This window comes from Methylophilus rhizosphaerae (assembly GCF_900100975.1).
Taxonomy (GTDB): Bacteria; Pseudomonadota; Gammaproteobacteria; order Burkholderiales; family Methylophilaceae; genus Methylophilus; species Methylophilus rhizosphaerae.
In genome coordinates this window covers 14,397-32,737 of record NZ_FNFX01000003.1, presented here as the reverse complement: position 1 = coordinate 32,737, position 18,341 = coordinate 14,397, and the positions used below count along the sequence as shown (strand labels likewise).

Genomic DNA, 18,341 nt, shown 5'->3' with positions numbered 1-18,341 from the left:
CTTTTTGACTCATGCCGCCAAAAGTTAAAACCGAAGCTGAAAAACAGGTTCTGCGCACAGGCATTATTGATGCGGCACGTGAGTTATTTATCCATAATGGCGTAGAGGCCGTGACCATGCGCGCCGTCGCCAACAAGATTGGCTACTCGGCGACCAGCATTTACCTGTATTTTAATGACAAGGAGCAATTGCTGCGTGCAGTGGTAGATGCAGACGTACTGAAACTGGCGCAGGCGCTGCAATCCACCTTGAGTATCAGTGACCCGTTGCAACGCTTTCTGCAATTTGGGCAGCATTATGTGCAGTTTGCACTGACCAACCCCAACCATTACCGCATGATGTTCATGACCCAGCATCCGCCCTGCGACCCGGCCCTCTCAAGCATCGAGCAAAATAATCCCGAACAGGATGCCTATTCGCAACTGATTGGCGTGGTGACCAGCGCCTGTGAAGCAGGCGTTTTCAAACCTGAATTAACCGACCCGACCCTGATTGCACAAACAGTTTGGGCGGCCATGCATGGGCTGTGCTCACTCCAGATTAATCTGGCCGACGATGCCTGGATAGATTGGCGCCCACTGGAAACCCGTATTGATGCCATGGTACAGACGTGTATGTATGGCCTGTTGAAAGAATCTCACCATGAATAAATCCATCCTGGCCACTGTGTGCTTTGCCCTGCTGCTTGGTGCCTGCCATCAGGAAAGTCAGGAAATGGCTGCCCCACGCCCGGTCTGGGTCATGACCGTTGGCGCTTCTGACCTTCAGGTGGGCGGCAGTTATACCGGCGAAGTGCGGTCCCGTTATGAATCAAATATCGGCTTCCGTATCGCCGGCAAAATTACTGCCCGTGAGGCCAATGTCGGGGACCAGGTGAAAAAAGGCCAGTTGATTGCCCGGCTGGACCCCAATGACACCCGCCTCAATGCACAGGCTGCCAATGCCGAAGTACAAACCGCGCAAGCCAACCTGGCGCTGGCACTGGCTGAACTGGAGCGTCGCCAGCAACTCTATCGCCAGCAGTTTATTTCCAGATCGGCCCTGGATAGCTACGACACCCAAGTCAAAACCGCACAAGCGCGCGTCGCACAGGCACAGTCACAAGCCGCGGTCAGCCAGCATCAAACAGCCTATACGCAACTGCTGGCCGACCGTGCTGGCGTTATTGGCATGATCCAGGCCGAGCCCGGACAGGTAGTCGCCGCCGGGCAAACAATTGCGCAAATCTACGATTTGCAGAGCCTGGAAATCCTGATTTCTGTGCCAGAAACCATGATTGATGTCCTGCAAGTCGGCGATCCGGCACAGGTCACACTGACAGAATCCTCCCAAGCCTATGCAGGACGGATACGCGAAATTTCACCCGCGGCCAACAGCCAGACACATGCATTTGATCTGCGTATCCAGCTACTGAAATTCGACCAGCGCATCAAGCTGGGGATGACTGCGCAGGTGTCTTTCGCCCATACAAACCCTGCACAAACAATCATCGTGCCCGCCACAGCAGTCACGCAAAATGGAAATCAGCCCGCGGTATGGGTGATAGATAAAAACCACCAGGCACATATGCGCCCGGTCACCACCGGCACCCTCACCGAAGCAGGCATAGAGATTACCGCCGGCCTGCACGCGCAGGAAACCATCGCGACCATCGGTGTCCATACGCTGACTGAAGGCATGAAAGTGTACCCGGTAACGCCGGGGCCAGAGGTATTACGCTGATGGATGCGCCTAAGATGCCGGGTGAACCGCAAAACCATCGCTTTAACCTCTCGACCTGGGCACTCAAAAACCAGGCACTGGTATTGTATTTTATTATCCTGACCCTGCTGGGCGGGGTGCTGGCCTACACCCACCTGGGCCAGTCTGAAGACCCGCCATTCACATTCAAGGTCATGCTTATCCGCAGCAGCTGGCCCGGTGCATCGGCACAGGAAGTGGAGCAGCAGGTCACCGACAGAATCGAAAAAAAGTTGCAGGAAATTCCGTCGATTGACTACATGAACAGTTATTCGCGTCCCGGCGAGTCGGTGGTATTTGTCGTCATTCGCGATGATACATTCTCGGAAAAAATTCCTGACCTCTGGTATCAGATACGCAAGAAAATCGGTGATATCCGCCATACCTTTCCCGCTGATTTGCAAAGCCTGACCTTTAACGATGAATTCAGCGATGTTTACGGCACCATGTATGCCATCACTGCCGATGGCCTGACGCCACAACAACTGAAACGCCAGGCCGAATGGGTGCGCGCCCGCCTGCTCAAGCTGCCGGATATTGAAAAAGTGGACCTGTTTGGCGAGCAGCCGCAAAAAATCATTATTGAGCTTTCCAACCAGAAACTCACCTCGCTGGGCATCAGTCCGGCACAGCTGGCGCAAATGCTGCAACAGCAAAATACCGTCATAGGTTCCGGCACTTTTGATGCAGGGCCTGAGCGGATCCGCATGAGTGTAAGTGGTCGCTTGCAAACACTGGAAGACTTGCGCAGCTTTCCCATCCGCGCCGGCAACCAGAACCTGACACTGGGTGAAATTGCCACGATTAAACGTGGCTATGCCGACCCGCCGGCACAGCGTATCCACTTTAACGGCACTGCAGCCTTATTGATCGGCGTCAGCATGCAACAGGGCGGCGATGTCATTGCACTGGGCAAGGCGTTGCAACAAAATATCACCAGCGTACAAAAACAGCTGCCGGTGGGCGTGCAGTTGCACCTGGTGACCTCCCAGCCGGACATTGTCCAGCATTCAGTGCAGGACTTTGTGCACTCGCTGACCGAAGCGCTGATTATCGTGCTGGCCGTCAGCCTGCTCTCCCTCGGCTGGCGCACCGGCATTGTCGTGGCCGTGGCGATTCCCATCGTGCTGGCAGGCACCTTCCTGCTGATGGACTGGTTTCATATCGGCTTGCACAAAATCTCGCTAGGGGCATTGATCCTGGCATTGGGTCTGTTGGTTGATGATGCGATTATTGCGGTTGAGATGATGGCGGCCAAAATGGAACAAGGCTGGGAGCGCATGCAGGCAGCTTCATTTGCATTTACTTCAACAGCCATGCCCATGCTGACCGGGACGCTGGTCACCGTGGCGGGTTTCCTGCCGATTGCCACTGCGGTTTCTTCGACCGGCGAATACACTCGTTCCATTTTCCAGGTATCAGCGATTGCACTGACCTTGTCCTGGGTCGCGGCCGTGATTGTGGTGCCATTCTTGGGCTACCACCTGCTGCCTGATGCGAAACAACATGCCAATGGTAAAACGGGCATGCTGCAAAAAACACAGCCTGAATCATGGCCTGACAGCGAAGCAAGTACTCACCACAATGCACTTTATGAAACGCGTTTTTACCAGCGGCTGCAAAACATCGTCAGCTGGTGCGTCATGCATAAAGGCAGCGTCATTATCGCCACCATTATCCTGTTTGTAGTGTCCATGCTCAGCTTCGGCAAAGTACAACAACAGTTTTTCCCCGACTCCACGCGTCTGGAAATCGTGGTTGATTTACGCCTGGCTGAAAATGCCAGCGACCAGGCCACCGATGAGGCAGTCAAGAAACTCGAACACTGGTTGCAACAGTGGCAGCAAAATCATGCGCCATTACAAAACATAGTGTCTTATATGGGTTCGGGCGCACCGCGATACTACTTGCCGCTGGACGTGCAACTGCCGCACCGTGCGTTTTCGCAACTGGTGATTTTGTGTAGTGACCTGAAACAACGCGAATCCTTACGCAATGACTTGCTCACGCTGTTTGAACACGATTTCCCGCAATTACGCGCTTCTATCCTGCGGCTGGAAAACGGCCCGCCAGTGGGTTTCCCGGTACAGTTCCGCGTCAACGGCCAGAACTTGCAGGCCATCAGGGATGTTTCGCACCAGATTGCCGATGCCATGCGCGCCAATCCGCATTTGCGAAATGTGCAATTGAGTTGGGAAGAACCGAGCAAAGTCATGCGGGTGGACATAGACCAGCATAAAGCGCGCCTGCTCGGCGTCAGTTCCGCCGATATTGCACAACTGCTGAATACCCAGTATTACGAACAGGTGATCAGCGAATTCCGCGAAGGGAACGAGCGCATAGACCTGGTCATGCGCAGTACCGATGCCGAGCACGCCAAATTATCCGAACTGGCGCAGTTAACAGTATTGAGCCAGCGCGGTGAGCGCGTGCCATTGGCGCAAGTCGCCAATATTCATTACGACTTTGAAGAAGGTGTGGTCTGGCGTCGCAACCGTGTGCCATCGATCACTGTCAGGGCGCATTTGAGCGGCAATATGCAAGCGCCTATCGTCTCTGAACAAATTCAACAGGCAATCCAGCCTGTGTTGAAAAAACTGCCGCTGGGCGTCGCTGTAGAAACAGGGGGGGCCATTGAGGAATCAGCCAAGGGTGCAAAATCAGTCGCCAAAGGCGTACCCTTATTTTTAGCAGCCGTATTTACTTTATTGATGCTGCAACTGCGTAGTATCAGCAACGTATTGCTGGTGGTATTAACCGCTCCCCTGGGGATGATAGGCATTACTTTCGCCTTACTGCTATTCAACATGCCATTCGGCTTTGTGGCGATGCTGGGCAGCATTGCCCTCTCGGGCATGATCATGCGTAATTCGGTCATCCTCGTAGACCAGATCAACCAGGATATTGCCGAAGGCGCTTCGCTGGAACAGGCAGTCGTGCAATCGACCGTGCGTCGCTTCCGGCCGATTGTGCTCACTGCCGCCGCTGCGATCCTGGCCATGATCCCGCTCACCCGCAGTGTGTTTTTCGGGCCGATGGCAGTGGCGATTATGGGCGGCCTGGCAGTGGCGACGGTACTCACCATTTTGTTTGTGCCTGCCCTATATACATTCTGGGCCGGATTGACGGCAAGAACCCCGAAACCATGATGCAATAAACTATAATAGTCAGGCAATAAAGAATCACTAACTGCTTAAGAATTCTGCAAGTAACTGGAAATTGAAACTCACAGACAATCAGGACTAAACCCATGACAGATCAGGCTACCGCACGTTTTAACATGATTGAGCAACAGATTCGCACCTGGGAGGTGCTAGACCCCAAGGTACTAGCAACCCTCAACAGTATCCCGCGTGAAAACTTTGTGCCGGACGCCTACCGCGGGTTGGCCTTTGCCGATATTGAAATCCCGCTAGCGCATGAACAGCAGATGCTCAGCCCGAAGGTGGAAGGCCGTTTCTTGCAGGCATTGCAATTACAGGCGACAGACAAGGTATTGCTGATTGGCGCCGGTAGCGGCTACCTGGCGGCGCTGATGGCGCAACATAGTGCGCAAGTCACTGCGCTCGAGATATTCCCTGATTTATGTGCCCTTGCCAGCCAGAACCTGAGCAAACAAGGGATCCAGAATGTGCAAGTGATTGAAGCAGACGGCCACAGTGGATATGAATCCCACGCCCCGTTTGACGCGATTGTATTCACCGCTTCCAGCCCGGTAGAGGCCGAAGGTGTCCGCCGCCAGCTGAGCATAGGTGGCCGCATGCTGATTGTGCTGGGCAAGGCACCGGTCATGCAGGCAACGCTGATTCAGCGCCTGGCTGAACATAGCTACAAACAGGATGTGTTGTTTGAAACCAGCCTGACCGAGATGCAGAATGCCCCGCAAGCGCAGGCATTTTCATTCTAGGTTGCTAGCGCGCATGCCAGTCGCCATGCTGCTGCGGTGCCTGTTGCTGACCGGGTTCACGCTGGCGTTGCCCGTCTGGGCTTCCTCACAAAGCCTGGTTGATATTTACCAGGAGGCCAAAGCCAACGATCCGGTACTTGCTTCAGCTGGCAGCGCCAATCAGGCTGCGCAGGAAATCATAGAGCAGGCCAAAGCCGGTTACCGACCTTCGGTTAATTTCTTGGCTGGGGCTAACGCCAACCGTACCGATTTAAAAATTGTCGGCAGCCCGGCACCTTTCCCCGGCGGGCGCAATACCTTTGAAGGCTACCAGGCTCAACTACAAGCCAGGCAGCCTATTTTCCGCAAGGAAAACCTGGAACGCATAGACCAAAGCAAAGTACAGGTCAGCATCGCAGACAAGCAATATCATTTAGCCCAGCAAGGGTTGATGTTGCGGACCACGCAGGCTTATTTTGATATGTTGCTGGCGCAAGATCGCATCGCCTTGATCGATGCCCAGAAAAAAGCCATTCAACGCCAATTGCAACAGGCAAATGCCACCTTTGCGGCAGGTACCGCTAGCGTCACCGATGTCAACGAAGCACAGGCACGTTATGACCTGGTCACCGCGCAAGAACTCTCTGCGCTGAATGATATGGAAATTGCCAGACGGAGCCTGCAGGCAATTACCGGCAAACTGCCGGAACAGCTCGCCAGCGTCCGTGAAGATATCCAGGTCACGCCCAGCCTGAAGCCCATGCAGGAATGGCAGGATGTGACCAATGCCAGCAACCTGAATATCCAGATCCAGCAGGAAACCATACAGGTCAGTGAAAAAGATATCGAAATAGCGCGCGCCGGGCATTACCCAGCCGTCGATGCAGTTGCCAGCTACCAGGACAGTTACAGCAATGGTGGCCAGTACGGCTTTGGCGGCGACCTCAAAAGCGCCAGCATTGGGGTGGAAGTCTCCATGCCACTGTACCAGGGCGGCGCCGTCACTTCGCGCGTGCGCCAGGCCGCTTTTAACCGGCAAAAGGCATTGGATGATTTACAAAATGCCTTACGCCAGACCACACTGGAAACCCAGCGCGCCTATTTGAACCTGAATACCAGCATCGCCCAGGTGAAAGCCCTGGAACAGGCCCTGAAAAGCAGCCAGAGCCAGATGGATTCCACCCAGTTAGGGTATGAAGTCGGCATACGCACCAGCGTAGATGTGCTGAACGCACAACAGCAATACTTCAGCGCCAACCGTGACTTGTTGCAGGCACGCTACAACTACCTGGTGAATATCATCCGCCTTAAAACTGCCAGCGGTATTGTCTCGGAAGCCGATTTGCAGGATATAGACCAGCAACTGACCAGGAAATAAAAAAGGGCAACCAGCATGAATCATGTCATCGCCAGCACTGACGCCGTTTGGATGCTAGTCGATGTACAAACACGTTTGTGTTCAGTGATGCCAGCCACGCAACTGGCAACTGTCGTCAAAAATATCCAGCGCCTGATTCAAGGCGCGCAAATGCTGAATATTCCCTTGTGGGTCACCGAACAATATCCGGAAAAATTGGGCGAAACCCTGCCGGAATTACAGATGATGCTGCCGGAATATACGCCCCATTACAGTAAGCTGGCTTTCTCGGCCTGGCGCGAATCTGCCTTGCAGGAATCTTCCGTCAGTGTCGCACCGCAAGTGGTGCTGTTCGGCCTGGAAGCCCATATCTGCGTATTACAAACCGCATTGGATGCACTGGCCGCAGGCAAACAGGTATTTGTGGTGGAAGACGCCGTGATTTCGCGCGCAGAGTCCAATCGCGACAACGCCATCGCACGTTTACGCGATGCGGGCTGCATCATTACCAATACCGAATCCATGCTGTTTGAACCTTTGCAAAGCGCCACTCATCCGCAATTCAAAGCCATTTCAGCCCTGATCCGCTAATCACAGCAAGGTTCCGCCAGTCATTTCTGCGATAATGGCCCGTCATTAATACAGGCACATCCAAAAATGAATCAGATTGAATGGAACGATTTCAGCAAAGTAGCACTGCGTGTCGGACGTGTACTATCAGCAGAACCATTCCCCGAGGCGCGTAAACCGGCCTATAAACTGCAAATCGACTTTGGCCCTGATATCGGTATCCGTCAATCCAGTGCACAAATCACTACGCATTACACCCCGGCAAACCTGGTCGGCAAACTGGTGGTTGCGGTAGTGAATTTTCCTGCCAAACAAATAGGCCCGTTTATCTCGGAGTGCCTGGTGACCGGTTTTCATGATGCGCAAGGCGATGTCACACTTTGCATACCCGAACATGAAGTGCCATTAGGTACCAGGTTGTTGTAATGCCAGTGAGCCAGGAGAGGAGGATTCCATGAATATCCGCGAGGCCACCTCACAAGACTTTGATCAAATCTGGCCAATTTTCCAGGGAATTGTAACTGCCAGTGAAACCTATACCTACCCGCGCGACACCACGTCGAACAGGCTCTCTAACTTTGGCTGTAAACACCTTTGTCGCAGAAGAAAATGGCAAAATCCTGGGCACTTATTACATCAAAACCAACCAGCCGGGTGGTGGGGATCATGTCTGCAATTGCCGCTATATGGCGTCTGCTGCCGCGCGTGTCCGCGGACTTGCCACCACCATGTGTGGGCACTCGCAACACATGGGAAAATCATTGGACTATCAGGCAATGCAATTCAATTTGTCGTATCCTCCAATGAAAATGCCATACGATTATGGGCAAAATTGGGATTCGAAACCGTCGGCAAGTTACCCAACGCATTTAATTATCCGGATAAGGGATATATGGATGCATTAGTGATATATAAATAGTTACAGGTAGTATGAAACCACGGGAGAGAAAACATGAAATATACAGGTAGCTGTCATTGCGGCAATATTGCGTTTGAAGTAGATGGGGAAGTCAAGGGAGCCATGGCATGCAACTGCTCTCTTTGCCAGCGTAAAGGCGCTCTGATGTGGTTTGTTCCTCGCGTGGAATTAAAGTTATTAACGCCTGAGTCTGCGATCCATACCTATACATTTAACAAACACGTCATCAAACATCACTTCTGTGCAACCTGCGGTATTCATCCTTATGGCGAAGGTGTAGACCCAAACGGCAATGCCATAGCCGCAATCAATATTCGCTGTATCGAAGACATTGATCTTGAAAGCATCCAAGTGCAACACTACGACGGACGCTCAGCATAAGTCAAACAGCTTGTGTAACCGCACAAGAGAAGAGATATACCATGAAGTTTCTTTGCTTGTGTTATTACGAAGCCTTATCTGCCGAAGATGTCAGTGCAATCCCAGGCGATTGAGAGAGCATCACATCACCCAAGTGCGCACTTAGGGAAGTATTTTGGCGCTGGCATTGAAGTTAAACCGTGCGAAATGTTTGAGCAATATTAAGCTTATTCAATCAGGTCATCTCGGAATAATATGTGCCTTGGCATGTGCCACACCGGTTTGTGAAGAGATGACATTGATGCATGCCTTCACTCCGATAACTTTTCCTTGCAATATGACTGTTTCCATACAATTGTCATGATCCAAATGTAAATGCTGTGCTGCAATCACCACATGATGACGGTCGTGCTGTAGCTGATTGACACGGCTGGCAAGTTGCCGCTCATGATGGTTATACATATAGCTTAGTGCAGCCACACAATCAGATTGACCCTGCCCGGTATCGGCAATTACTGCTTCATCCAATGCCTTGCGGACCAGATCGCGAAAAGCTTCCGAACGGTTGATGTAGGCTTTGACCGCTATCAATTAATCAAAAGCATCGGCTAAATCATTTTTGACAGAAATGGTGATACGTCGCATAGGGATCAGCCCTCAGAATTGATACGTGAGTGTCAGCCGCGCCGCCCTCGGCTCTACCGGGTGAAAGTGGATATCGTTCACCGGCGTAGCTTCACCTGCAAGCTGTGACGCATAGAAATAATCGATATCGCTGGCTTTACGGTCAAACAGATTGAATACATCCAGCGTGAGTGTGGTGCGTGGATTACAGCGGTAACCTATACGTGAATAAGTGAGCAGCGTCGATTTTGAACGGATGGAATTGTCTTCGACAAGCGCTCTCGGGCCGAAATATCGTAATTGTATACTGCCAAACCAGTGCCCCCGGTTTGTCACCGTTGCCCCCAGCGAAGCGACTTTATTGATGGAGCCAGGGATATATTGTCCAGCGGGATCAACATCCGTAAAACGGGCTTTGGAAAGTGCGATATCCATATCCAGCAATAACCAGTCATTGACGACATAGTGGTTATTCCATTCGACACCATAGCGGCGGCTGGCACGGCTAGGTTCGGTTTCGCCGGCATCCCCAACAAACAACAGTTCGGAATCAATATCCAACTGCCATACGGAAAGTGAACTTTGCAGGCCGGGAATCCATTCACTGCGCACACCAGCTTCGCTGCCACGCGTACTGACCAGCGGTGTCACAGGCAATGCAGGATTACCAATTGGCAGCACCGTTTGCGTCGTGCCACGCGCATCGTTACTGTGGAACCCTTTGCCGATGTTGTAAAACAGCTCGGTATTCGCCCATGGCCCCAAAATCACAGACAGCTTTGGAGAAGTAATGCCGTCGCCGGTATTTCCAGAGTTGCCACGAATACTGCTTCGCACATCAAACTGATAACGGTCATACCGCAAGCCTGCCACTGTACGCAGTTTCTCATGCCACCATAGCGTGTTTTCCGCGTATAAGCCTGCGCTGGATTCTTCGACCTTGTCTGAGCGGATTACCGATAACCGCTGCGTTTGTGCGGTATTGTAGAGGGCGACTGGCGATAACTTGTCGTAACGCGTCTGCACGCCCAGCTTGTTCTCCACCGGAATGCCAGCAAGCTCACCTAGCCAGGACTTGCTCAGGCTCACCCCCAGTATGGTACGTTTTTCACGCTGGTTAAACTGGTCGCCATTGACCGGATCATTCAGGAAATAGGTAAAGTTGCTATATAAATCCAGTTGGGAGCGCACGGCATAGGCACTCATTTGCCAGCCGCCATGCTCATCTCTGTGCTGCTTTGCAAACGACAAGCTATAGCGGGAAGAGTCACCGCCATCGCTGGGATCAATGGCATCAAACCGGCCGATCTGGCCTGAGCGGACGGCACGTAATGGAATCTGGTCGGTACTGTTCCAGCGGTTATGATAGGCCATCGCGGTCAGGGTGGTGCTGTCGTGTGCATCGCCTTCGCTGTAGCGCAAGACACCGTTGTATTTTTTAACACCCTCAGCGACTTGCCACGGACCATCGTAGTGATTGATATCCAGCCCGTAGAGTAATTGCCCATCATGCACGGCCACGGAATCGGCCAGCAACATGCGCTGGTAACCGTAGCTGCCGACTGTCAGGCTGGCAATGCCTTGAGGCAAATGATTGACCAAATGCAGATGCGCAGCCCCTGCCGATGAAAAATCACCCTCCTCTGCCGAATAAGGGCCTTTTTTATAGTGGATATGGCTGACCAGTTCGGGAATCAGGAAATTCAGGTCGGTATACCCTTGCCCATGCGCATGGGTGCGCATATTGACCGGCATCTCATCCACATAAGTGGCAAAATCAGTACCGTGGTCGAGATTGAAGCCACGCAGGTAAAACTGGTTAGCCTTGCCGCTACCACTGTGCTGGGTCACTATCATACCCGGCACAAATTCCATGATTTCGCCTACTCGCGAGATGGGGCGGTTTTTAATCAGGCTGGCATTGACCTTGCCCTCGCTGGCGGCATCGGATGTACCGACGGCATTATCATAGTGGGCACGCACTTGCACTTCTTCCAGGTCCAGTGCCTCGTTTGCCATACCGTGCATGTTGCTGGACAGTGCTGCCAGCAACATGGGAATACTTGAGTTTTTTGTCTGGTTCACAATGTTGCCTCTGGTATGCCTTTTTTATAATTATTCATACGGTGGCATTATGCGGTAAAAAAACTCAACCCATTTATAAGTAAATTGACGCAATGATCTCCAATACACAGTTACAAAAAAGCCCGCTTCCGCGGGCTTTTTTTGTGAAGCAGCAACTTATTCAGCCGCTGGCGCTTCTTCTTTTGCCGGCGGATCGATCAGAGCTTTAATGCTCAAGCGCACTTTGCCTTTATCATCAATCTCAACCACTTTCACTTTCACAATATCACCCTCTTTCAGGTAATCACCTACGGCTTTGACGCGCTCATGGGCAATTTGTGAAATGTGTACCAGACCATCTTTACCTGGCAACAGGGTGACCACAGCACCGAAGTCAAGGATCTTGACCACAGGGCCTTCATACACCTGGCCAACTTCGACTTCTGCCGTGATTTGTGCAATACGGCGTTGTGCTTCTGCACCCTCGTCGGCATTGGTACAGGCAATTTTCACGGTACCGTCATCTTCGATATCGATGCTGGTGTTGGTTTCCTTGGTCAGGGCCTGGATGACTGCCCCACCTTTACCAATCACGTCACGGATCTTGTCCGGATTGATCTTCATGCTGATGATGCGCGGCGCGAATTGTGACATTTCAGTGTTCACGCCAGATACGGCTTGTTTCATCAGGCCCAGAATATGCGCACGGCCTTCTTTGGCTTGAGCCAGGGCCACTTGCATGATCTGTGCAGTGATACCGGTGATCTTGATGTCCATTTGCAGCGCAGTCACCCCTTTGTCGGTACCTGCCACTTTAAAGTCCATATCACCCAGGTGATCTTCGTCACCCAGAATGTCCGTCAGCACCGCAACGCGGTTGCCTTCCTTGATCAGGCCCATCGCGACACCAGCTACGTGCGCCGTCAATGGTACGCCAGCATCCAGCATGGAGAGGCAGCCACCACAGACAGATGCCATGGAGCTTGAACCGTTGGATTCAGTAATCTCGGACACCACGCGCATGGTGTAATCAAAATCCTCTTTCGCAGGCAATACGGCTTTCAATGCACGCTTGGCCAGGTTACCGTGACCGATTTCACGGCGCTTGGGCGTACCCACACGGCCAGTTTCACCAGTGGCGTATGGAGGCATGTTGTAATGCAGCATGAAATTGTCAGAATACTCACCCGCCAATGCATCAATGGTTTGCTCATCTTTACCTGTGCCTAATGTGGTCACCACCAGGGCTTGTGTTTCACCGCGGGTAAACAAGGCTGAACCGTGAGTGCGTGGCAATACGCCGGAACGGATAGTGATAGGACGCACAGTGCGTGTATCACGGCCATCAATACGTGGCTCGCCATTCAGAATCTGGCTACGCACGGTTTTGGCTTCCAGCTTGAAGAACTCATCCTTGATTTTGTTGGCTTCCAGTGTGGAAGTTTCTTCAGTGATCAGCGTGCTCATGACACGGGATTTCACTTCATCCAGCTTGGCAGAACGTTCACCTTTGGATTTGATTTTGAATGCGGCATTAATGTCTTCTGCCGCAATGGCAGCAACTTTCTCAATGACGACAGTATCTGGCTCTGGCGGTGTCCAGTCCCAGGCATCCTTACCGGCTTCGGCCGCCAGTTCGTTGATCATTTTAATCAACGGTTGCATTTGCTCGTGGCCAAATACCACTGCGCCCAACATCACCTCTTCAGACAGTTCTTTGGCTTCAGACTCGACCATCATCACAGCAGATTCCGTTGCACCAACCACCAGGTCCAGTGCGGATTCTTTCAACAATGAAACATCCGGATTCAAGACATATTCGCCATTGATGTAACCTACTCTTGCCGCGCCCAATGGGCCGTAGAAAGGAATACCAGACAATGCCAATGCAGCAGATGCGCCGATCACGGCAGGAATATCGGAATCAATTTCCGGATCCAGTGACAATACTGTCGCCACGACTTGCACTTCATTGTAGAACGCATCGGGGAATAATGGGCGCAATGGGCGGTCGATCAACCGTGCAGTCAAGGTTTCTTTTTCTGAAGGACGGCCTTCACGCTTGAAAAAACCACCTGGAATACGGCCAGCCGAATAGGTCTTCTCCTGGTAATCCACGGTCAATGGGAAGAAATCCTGACCTTCTTTCACTTCAGTTTTTGCAGTCGCTGCCACCAGCACAACGGTATCACCGTAACTCACCATCACGGCACCATCCGCCTGGCGTGCCACTTCCCCAGTCTCAATAGTCAGGGTATGCGCACCGTACTGGATGCTTTTCTTGGTTATTTCAAACATTGTTTTTCCTTTATCTACCATGGCTATTCACTACCTAATAGCCAATCTCAACATTAGAAACGCTTAATCATTATTCTGCGTTTCGCGATTTGTGGTGACTTCCATCAGCACGCTTTTTTGTTTGCACCGTGCAAACAAAACGCACTCACAGAAGCCACCCCGGTTGGTGATATGACTCCGATTATTCGAAAATACCCGGAATTTAAAGCAAAAAAGCCGAGGCAATCACCATGCCATCGGCTTTTTATCTCGTTAAAAGTGAACTATAGGATTCGTCACTTTAACCAAATTATTTACGCAGGTTCAGGCGCTCAATCAGAGTCTGATAGCGGCTTACGTCTTTACCCTTCAGGTAGTCCAGTAAACTGCGGCGTTGGCTGACCAATGCCAGCAGACCACGACGGGAATGGTTATCTTTTTTGTTGGCTTTGAAGTGCTCAGTCAGGTAAGTAATGCGGTTAGTCAGCAAAGCGACTTGTACTTCTGGACTAGCCGTGTCGTTAGGACTACGTTGGAAATCTTTAATAATTTTTGCGGATTGTTCTGCGGTAACAGCCATCTTCAATTTTCCTTAGTTAGCGTCAATGTCGTTGCAGCCAAACAACCTATTTGCTTTACCGCTTCGACATTCAATTTACTCGAACCGCGCATTATAGCGACAAAGCCATGGATTGCAAAGGCATTTCAACATTAAGTTTCTGTTTTTGCTAATTTTTTGCCAGCACAGGGAGGCAGAAGTGGCTTAAATGAAATCTGTGTAAAAGGCCATATCCCCAGGTACCGCACCACGGATACCACAGATAGAAGCGGCAAATGCCGCTGCACGCGGCAAAATGGTTTGCCGTGACCAGCCAGCCAGCAGGCCGCGAATCACGATTGCCGTGTAAGCATCTCCTGCGCCTACGCTATCCACAAACGGTTCCTGCAGGCGTATCGGTGGGGCACGGAAACTATCACCATAGGCATTCAGCCAGAAACTACCGTGCTCGCCACAAGTCACAAACATCTCGCCAAGGTTAAAGGCCATCAGCAAATACCTGGCTTGCTCATACATGTCTGGGGACGCTGGCAAGTCGAACAACTTGCAGACTTCCGGTAATTCCTCATGGTTAATCTTGAGGATATCCGCCGCCTGTAAAGCCAGGCGCAGATTCACTTCGTCATACCAAGGCGCCCGCAGATTGATATCACAGAATACCGTCGCCGCATCACACAATTTGAGCCACTGCCCAGCCAAGGCCTGCATGGGGGCATGCCTGAGCGCGAGCGTGCCAAAATACACCAGCTTGGGCGGGTATCTGATAGCCAGCGTCTCCACCGGCGGCCACTCCAGTGCATCATAGGCCTGCGCATCCAGAATCTCGAACCGGTGGCCGCCTTTTTCAAAATGCACCATCACCTGCCCGGTTGGCAGTTCTTCGTGTTGCTGTACGCCGGCCGCAGGCAACCCTGCAGCCTGCATTTCAGCGAGGATGCGCTGCCCCAGGGCATCATCACCCACCGCGGTCAGGAAATGGACGTCCAGCCCAAAAGCATGGCAATGACGCGCAACGTTATAAGGTGCCCCGCCAATGATGGTTTGCTCCGGAAATACATCCCCCAATACCTCGCCCAGGATCATGACTGAATTCGACATACGTTTATCCCATTTTAAATAGCCAACCAAGCGCCATGCAGCCAGCCAGTAACCAGAGAATCGTGATACGGGTTTTCAATAGCAGCCACAGCATGATCAGTACCATGGCTGCAGAAACCATATCCCGCTACCAGCAGGGAATATCCCATGCTGCAGAAACTTCAGTGCCAGATAAAGAATACCGGCAACCACCGCCGCACTAATGGCGGCCAGCGGTGCCACCCGGCGAAATTGTTTGCGTGTACGCTCCAGTCATGGTGCGCCCAAAAACACCAGAATAAAACTGGGCAGGAAAGTAAACCAGGTCACGATACTGGCCCCTATCAAACCGGCCTGCCAACCTGCAACAAATCCTATATACGTCAGCACCATAATCAGCAGCCCCGGCGTACTTTCACTCAGCGCCAAACCATCCAGCATCTGGGCAGTGTTCAGCCAGTGAAAATGCCGGACACTGATATCAAACATATACGGCAACATCGCATACACACCGCCAAAAGTGAGAAGCGCCGTCTTGCCAAAGAACAGTGCCAATTGGGTAAATACATGCTGCTCACCCAGGCCCAGCCATAAAGCACCCAAAACGCCCGGCCCCAATACCACAGCCACTATACATATCCGGAGCATCAATTGTCGCAAATGGTTCAATCCGCTGAATGGCGTGTCATCATCAATAACGCATGGTAAATGTACTTGTATAGTCGATGCAGTATTTGGTTTGTGTAGTTTCACCATGGCCGGGAACCATTTAAGAGTCCCCTCAAACAACACATTTAGCATAGCAGGATTTTTTTTATCTTTTATGTGCATTCCCGGATATCTTTGCTATAATGCGCGTCTTGCGATTCGGGGACACCCTCAAATTGCTGTTGGCCAGATAGCTCAGTCGGTAGAGCAGAGGATTGAAAATCCTCGTGTCGGCAGTTCGATTCTGCCTCTGGCCACCACTTCTTACCTGCCTTCCGGCACACGTCTTTCCTGGGTTTGTTGATGTCACTAAAACACTTAACACCGGATGAATTACACCCCTTACTGAATGATTTGTCATTATTGCTGATCGATATCCGCAATGATCATGAGCTGGTTTCTGGCGTATTGCCTGGCGCCCTGCATGTACCGTTAGGTCACCTGACAATGGTATTCGATCAATTACCGCAGGATAAAAAACTGGTGTTTTACTGCCGTAGTGGTGTACGCTCCATTTCAGCTGGCGAATTCGCACTGGCACAAGGCTATGCGGATGTTTCGCATCTGGCCGGTGGCATTCTGGCCTGGGCAAATGCCGGCTTGCCGATTCAAGCCGCTTGATTCAATTTTCCAGGAATCTTCCATGCAGAGTGATAAAGAAGTTGATGCACGTAACCTGAATTGCCCGCTGCCGATTCTGCGCTGCAAGAAGGCGCTGAACGAACTGGCTGCCGGGCAAGTGCTAAAAATCATGGCGACTGACCCTGGTTCAAAAAAGGACTTTGATGCCTTTTGCCGCCAGACCGGCCATACCTTGCTGGAGCTGCAGGAAACGGATGGCGTATTCACGTTCTGGATCGCCAAACGCAGCACTTAACAGTTAGCGCCCATCCTTAAAATGACAAAGCCCGCCATGATGCGGGCTTTGTTTTTAATGCCAATCGTTATTTGGCGTTTTCCAGGCTACCCATGGCTTTCGGGAAAGTCACCACGCCCCAGGGCATGTTTTTCACTTCCACCTGCTTGGTCACTTCCAGCTTGTCTGCGTCAATCACAAACACCGCATCAGACTTACCGCATGCCAGCAGGATGTTTTTGTTGTCTGGCGTAAAGCTGAAATGCCAGCAGCGGTTGCCAGTCGGTACATCTTTGATTTTTTCAAAGGTTTTGGCATCAAACACTTGCAGTAACTTGGCCTTATTGGTGGCCACAAAAATGCGGTCACCTTTGGCATCATAAGCAATGCCGTAAGGTGTAGCCGCTGTGTCTACTGTACGCACGACATTGAAGTCTTTGTCCATCACCATAAATTTATTACCAAACTCCAGCGTTGCCAGGTAGGTGCTGCCATCTGGTGAAACCTTGATTCCCCTTGGCCTGTCGCCATATTCATGGGTGGAAATTGTTTTAAGCAACTCGCCGGTTGCTATGTCATGCACAGTGACGGTGTTATCGGCCTCATTGGTAATGACCAGTTGCTTGCCATCGGCAGAAAATTCTACCCCTTCAGTTTCCGGGCCGCCGGTGATTTCACGAATTTTCTCTCCTTTGGTCAGGTCAACCACCGCGATTTTGGCGGGGATTTTTTCATCATCGTCATCATCGTCCTCTTCTTCAGGTTTTGCACCTGGCTTGGGTGGCGGGCCGCCCTTGGCACTCGGTTCAGAAGAGACATACGCGTAATTACCGCTGACGCGCACAAACTCCGGATTCTTACCAACATTGATTTGCTGCACCACCTCACCGGTCGCGGTATCAATCACAGAAATGCTCTCATTTTCCTTGGTCGCCACGATCAGTTTCTTGCCATCATCCGTCACGCCCAATCCACGCGGACCCTCGGCCTTGACGTCCAGCTGTTTGGTAACTTGCATGGTCGCCAGGTCAATCACATCAACGCCGCCATCCTGGGTCGACACGTAAGCCACGCTAGTCGCTGCCGCATTATCAGCGGCAGGAGCGGCAGCTTCGGATGCCGGATCCGCCGGCTTGTTACAGGCTGCCACGCTGGCCACCAATGCCAGCAACAGCAAACTGATGCGCGTACGACGCGCGAAAGGGAAATTCAACATAGACTCTATCTCCTGATTATTATTAACATCTGAATACACCAGCAAAAATCATTCTCACCCGCAAATGCAGGCATAAGAGAAGATATCTGCCAAATGTGGCTGATAAAAACCACCACATTGGCTGCCAG

General features: G+C 51.7%; 18 protein-coding genes and 1 tRNA gene. 12 read left to right on the top strand and 7 right to left on the bottom strand.

What is annotated here, in order from left to right:
• Nucleotides 1–11: 11 nt before the first annotated feature.
• The 9 genes from BLP53_RS06900 (at nt 12) to BLP53_RS06860 (ending at nt 8,853) form a co-directional block, all read left to right on the top strand.
• A complete protein-coding gene (locus BLP53_RS06900; RefSeq protein WP_091471449.1) occupies nt 12–650 on the top strand; it encodes a TetR/AcrR family transcriptional regulator in 639 nt (212 codons plus the stop codon).
• On the top strand, nt 643–1,722 hold the full coding sequence (locus tag BLP53_RS06895; protein ID WP_091471448.1) for an efflux RND transporter periplasmic adaptor subunit: 1,080 nt from the start codon (nt 643–645) through the stop codon (nt 1,720–1,722). The genes BLP53_RS06900 and BLP53_RS06895 overlap by 8 nt, the downstream gene beginning before the upstream one ends.
• A complete protein-coding gene (locus tag BLP53_RS06890) occupies nt 1,722–4,889 on the top strand; it encodes an efflux RND transporter permease subunit (protein ID WP_091471447.1) in 3,168 nt (1,055 codons plus the stop codon). Before BLP53_RS06895 ends, BLP53_RS06890 begins: the two co-directional genes overlap by 1 nt.
• Before the next feature lie 101 nt (nt 4,890–4,990).
• Nucleotides 4,991–5,647, top strand: a complete 657-nt coding sequence (locus BLP53_RS06885) for a protein-L-isoaspartate O-methyltransferase family protein (RefSeq protein WP_091471446.1) — start codon at nt 4,991–4,993, stop codon at nt 5,645–5,647.
• A gap of 13 nt (nt 5,648–5,660) precedes the next feature.
• Nucleotides 5,661–7,004: a TolC family outer membrane protein gene (locus BLP53_RS06880; RefSeq protein ID WP_091471445.1), complete on the top strand. Its 1,344-nt coding sequence runs from the start codon at nt 5,661–5,663 to the stop codon at nt 7,002–7,004.
• A gap of 15 nt (nt 7,005–7,019) precedes the next feature.
• Nucleotides 7,020–7,574 (top strand): isochorismatase family protein, encoded by a 555-nt coding sequence (locus BLP53_RS06875; RefSeq protein WP_091471444.1) that lies wholly within the window; start codon nt 7,020–7,022, stop codon nt 7,572–7,574.
• Between the two features lie 66 nt (nt 7,575–7,640).
• Nucleotides 7,641–7,979: a tRNA-binding protein gene (locus tag BLP53_RS06870; protein ID WP_091471443.1), complete on the top strand. Its 339-nt coding sequence runs from the start codon at nt 7,641–7,643 to the stop codon at nt 7,977–7,979.
• Between the two features lie 28 nt (nt 7,980–8,007).
• Nucleotides 8,008–8,472, top strand: a complete 465-nt coding sequence (locus BLP53_RS06865; protein ID WP_245652690.1) for a GNAT family N-acetyltransferase — start codon at nt 8,008–8,010, stop codon at nt 8,470–8,472.
• 33 nt (nt 8,473–8,505) lie between these two features.
• A complete protein-coding gene (locus BLP53_RS06860) occupies nt 8,506–8,853 on the top strand; it encodes a GFA family protein (RefSeq protein WP_091471442.1) in 348 nt (115 codons plus the stop codon).
• A 219-nt stretch (nt 8,854–9,072) separates the two neighbouring features.
• Here BLP53_RS06860 and nikR read toward each other — a convergent pair whose 3' ends face one another.
• The 6 genes from nikR to BLP53_RS13800 form a co-directional block, all read right to left on the bottom strand.
• The gene (nikR, locus tag BLP53_RS06855; RefSeq protein ID WP_245652689.1) at nt 9,073–9,423 is read right to left on the bottom strand and encodes a nickel-responsive transcriptional regulator NikR; all 351 of its coding nucleotides are present in this window, start codon (nt 9,421–9,423) and stop codon (nt 9,073–9,075) included.
• Nucleotides 9,424–9,489: 66 nt separating this feature from the next.
• Nucleotides 9,490–11,484 (bottom strand): TonB-dependent receptor, encoded by a 1,995-nt coding sequence (locus tag BLP53_RS06850; protein WP_245652769.1) that lies wholly within the window; start codon nt 11,482–11,484, stop codon nt 9,490–9,492.
• 213 nt (nt 11,485–11,697) lie between these two features.
• A complete protein-coding gene (pnp, locus tag BLP53_RS06845) occupies nt 11,698–13,818 on the bottom strand; it encodes a polyribonucleotide nucleotidyltransferase (RefSeq protein WP_091471440.1) in 2,121 nt (706 codons plus the stop codon).
• Between the two features lie 289 nt (nt 13,819–14,107).
• Nucleotides 14,108–14,377, bottom strand: a complete 270-nt coding sequence (gene rpsO, locus BLP53_RS06840) for a 30S ribosomal protein S15 (RefSeq protein ID WP_091471439.1) — start codon at nt 14,375–14,377, stop codon at nt 14,108–14,110.
• 183 nt (nt 14,378–14,560) lie between these two features.
• Nucleotides 14,561–15,454 carry a PfkB family carbohydrate kinase gene (locus tag BLP53_RS06835; RefSeq protein WP_091471438.1) on the bottom strand — a complete coding sequence of 298 codons (894 nt, stop codon included), beginning with the start codon at nt 15,452–15,454 and terminating at the stop codon, nt 14,561–14,563.
• 252 nt (nt 15,455–15,706) lie between these two features.
• Nucleotides 15,707–16,063 carry a chromate transporter gene (locus tag BLP53_RS13800; RefSeq protein WP_245652688.1) on the bottom strand — a complete coding sequence of 119 codons (357 nt, stop codon included), beginning with the start codon at nt 16,061–16,063 and terminating at the stop codon, nt 15,707–15,709.
• 262 nt (nt 16,064–16,325) lie between these two features.
• Here BLP53_RS13800 and BLP53_RS06825 point away from each other — a divergent pair.
• The 3 genes from BLP53_RS06825 to BLP53_RS06815 all read left to right on the top strand — a co-directional run bounded on the left by BLP53_RS06825 (nt 16,326) and on the right by BLP53_RS06815 (nt 17,018).
• Nucleotides 16,326–16,401, top strand: a tRNA-Phe gene (locus BLP53_RS06825).
• Nucleotides 16,402–16,444: 43 nt separating this feature from the next.
• Entirely contained in the window at nt 16,445–16,762 is a 318-nt protein-coding gene (locus tag BLP53_RS06820; RefSeq protein ID WP_091471437.1) for a rhodanese-like domain-containing protein, read from the top strand.
• Nucleotides 16,763–16,784: 22 nt separating this feature from the next.
• Nucleotides 16,785–17,018, top strand: a complete 234-nt coding sequence (locus BLP53_RS06815) for a sulfurtransferase TusA family protein (protein ID WP_091471436.1) — start codon at nt 16,785–16,787, stop codon at nt 17,016–17,018.
• A gap of 67 nt (nt 17,019–17,085) precedes the next feature.
• Here BLP53_RS06815 and BLP53_RS06810 read toward each other — a convergent pair whose 3' ends face one another.
• Nucleotides 17,086–18,213 carry a YVTN family beta-propeller repeat protein gene (locus tag BLP53_RS06810; RefSeq protein ID WP_091471435.1) on the bottom strand — a complete coding sequence of 376 codons (1,128 nt, stop codon included), beginning with the start codon at nt 18,211–18,213 and terminating at the stop codon, nt 17,086–17,088.
• Nucleotides 18,214–18,341: the final 128 nt, after the last annotated feature.

Coding starts and splice junctions, on each gene's coding strand:
- BLP53_RS06875 (WP_091471444.1), top strand. CDS start 7,020: ATGAATCATGTCATCGCCAGCACTGACGCCGTTTGGATGCTAGTCGAT.
- BLP53_RS06835 (WP_091471438.1), bottom strand. CDS start 15,454: ATGTCGAATTCAGTCATGATCCTGGGCGAGGTATTGGGGGATGTATTT.
- rpsO (WP_091471439.1), bottom strand. CDS start 14,377: ATGGCTGTTACCGCAGAACAATCCGCAAAAATTATTAAAGATTTCCAA.
- BLP53_RS06890 (WP_091471447.1), top strand. CDS start 1,722: ATGGATGCGCCTAAGATGCCGGGTGAACCGCAAAACCATCGCTTTAAC.
- pnp (WP_091471440.1), bottom strand. CDS start 13,818: ATGTTTGAAATAACCAAGAAAAGCATCCAGTACGGTGCGCATACCCTG.
- BLP53_RS06820 (WP_091471437.1), top strand. CDS start 16,445: ATGTCACTAAAACACTTAACACCGGATGAATTACACCCCTTACTGAAT.
- BLP53_RS06865 (WP_245652690.1), top strand. CDS start 8,008: ATGAATATCCGCGAGGCCACCTCACAAGACTTTGATCAAATCTGGCCA.
- BLP53_RS06850 (WP_245652769.1), bottom strand. CDS start 11,484: ATGCACGGTATGGCAAACGAGGCACTGGACCTGGAAGAAGTGCAAGTG.
- BLP53_RS06900 (WP_091471449.1), top strand. CDS start 12: ATGCCGCCAAAAGTTAAAACCGAAGCTGAAAAACAGGTTCTGCGCACA.
- BLP53_RS06895 (WP_091471448.1), top strand. CDS start 643: ATGAATAAATCCATCCTGGCCACTGTGTGCTTTGCCCTGCTGCTTGGT.
- BLP53_RS06860 (WP_091471442.1), top strand. CDS start 8,506: ATGAAATATACAGGTAGCTGTCATTGCGGCAATATTGCGTTTGAAGTA.
- BLP53_RS06810 (WP_091471435.1), bottom strand. CDS start 18,213: ATGTTGAATTTCCCTTTCGCGCGTCGTACGCGCATCAGTTTGCTGTTG.
- BLP53_RS06885 (WP_091471446.1), top strand. CDS start 4,991: ATGACAGATCAGGCTACCGCACGTTTTAACATGATTGAGCAACAGATT.
- BLP53_RS06880 (WP_091471445.1), top strand. CDS start 5,661: ATGCCAGTCGCCATGCTGCTGCGGTGCCTGTTGCTGACCGGGTTCACG.
- BLP53_RS06870 (WP_091471443.1), top strand. CDS start 7,641: ATGAATCAGATTGAATGGAACGATTTCAGCAAAGTAGCACTGCGTGTC.
- BLP53_RS06815 (WP_091471436.1), top strand. CDS start 16,785: ATGCAGAGTGATAAAGAAGTTGATGCACGTAACCTGAATTGCCCGCTG.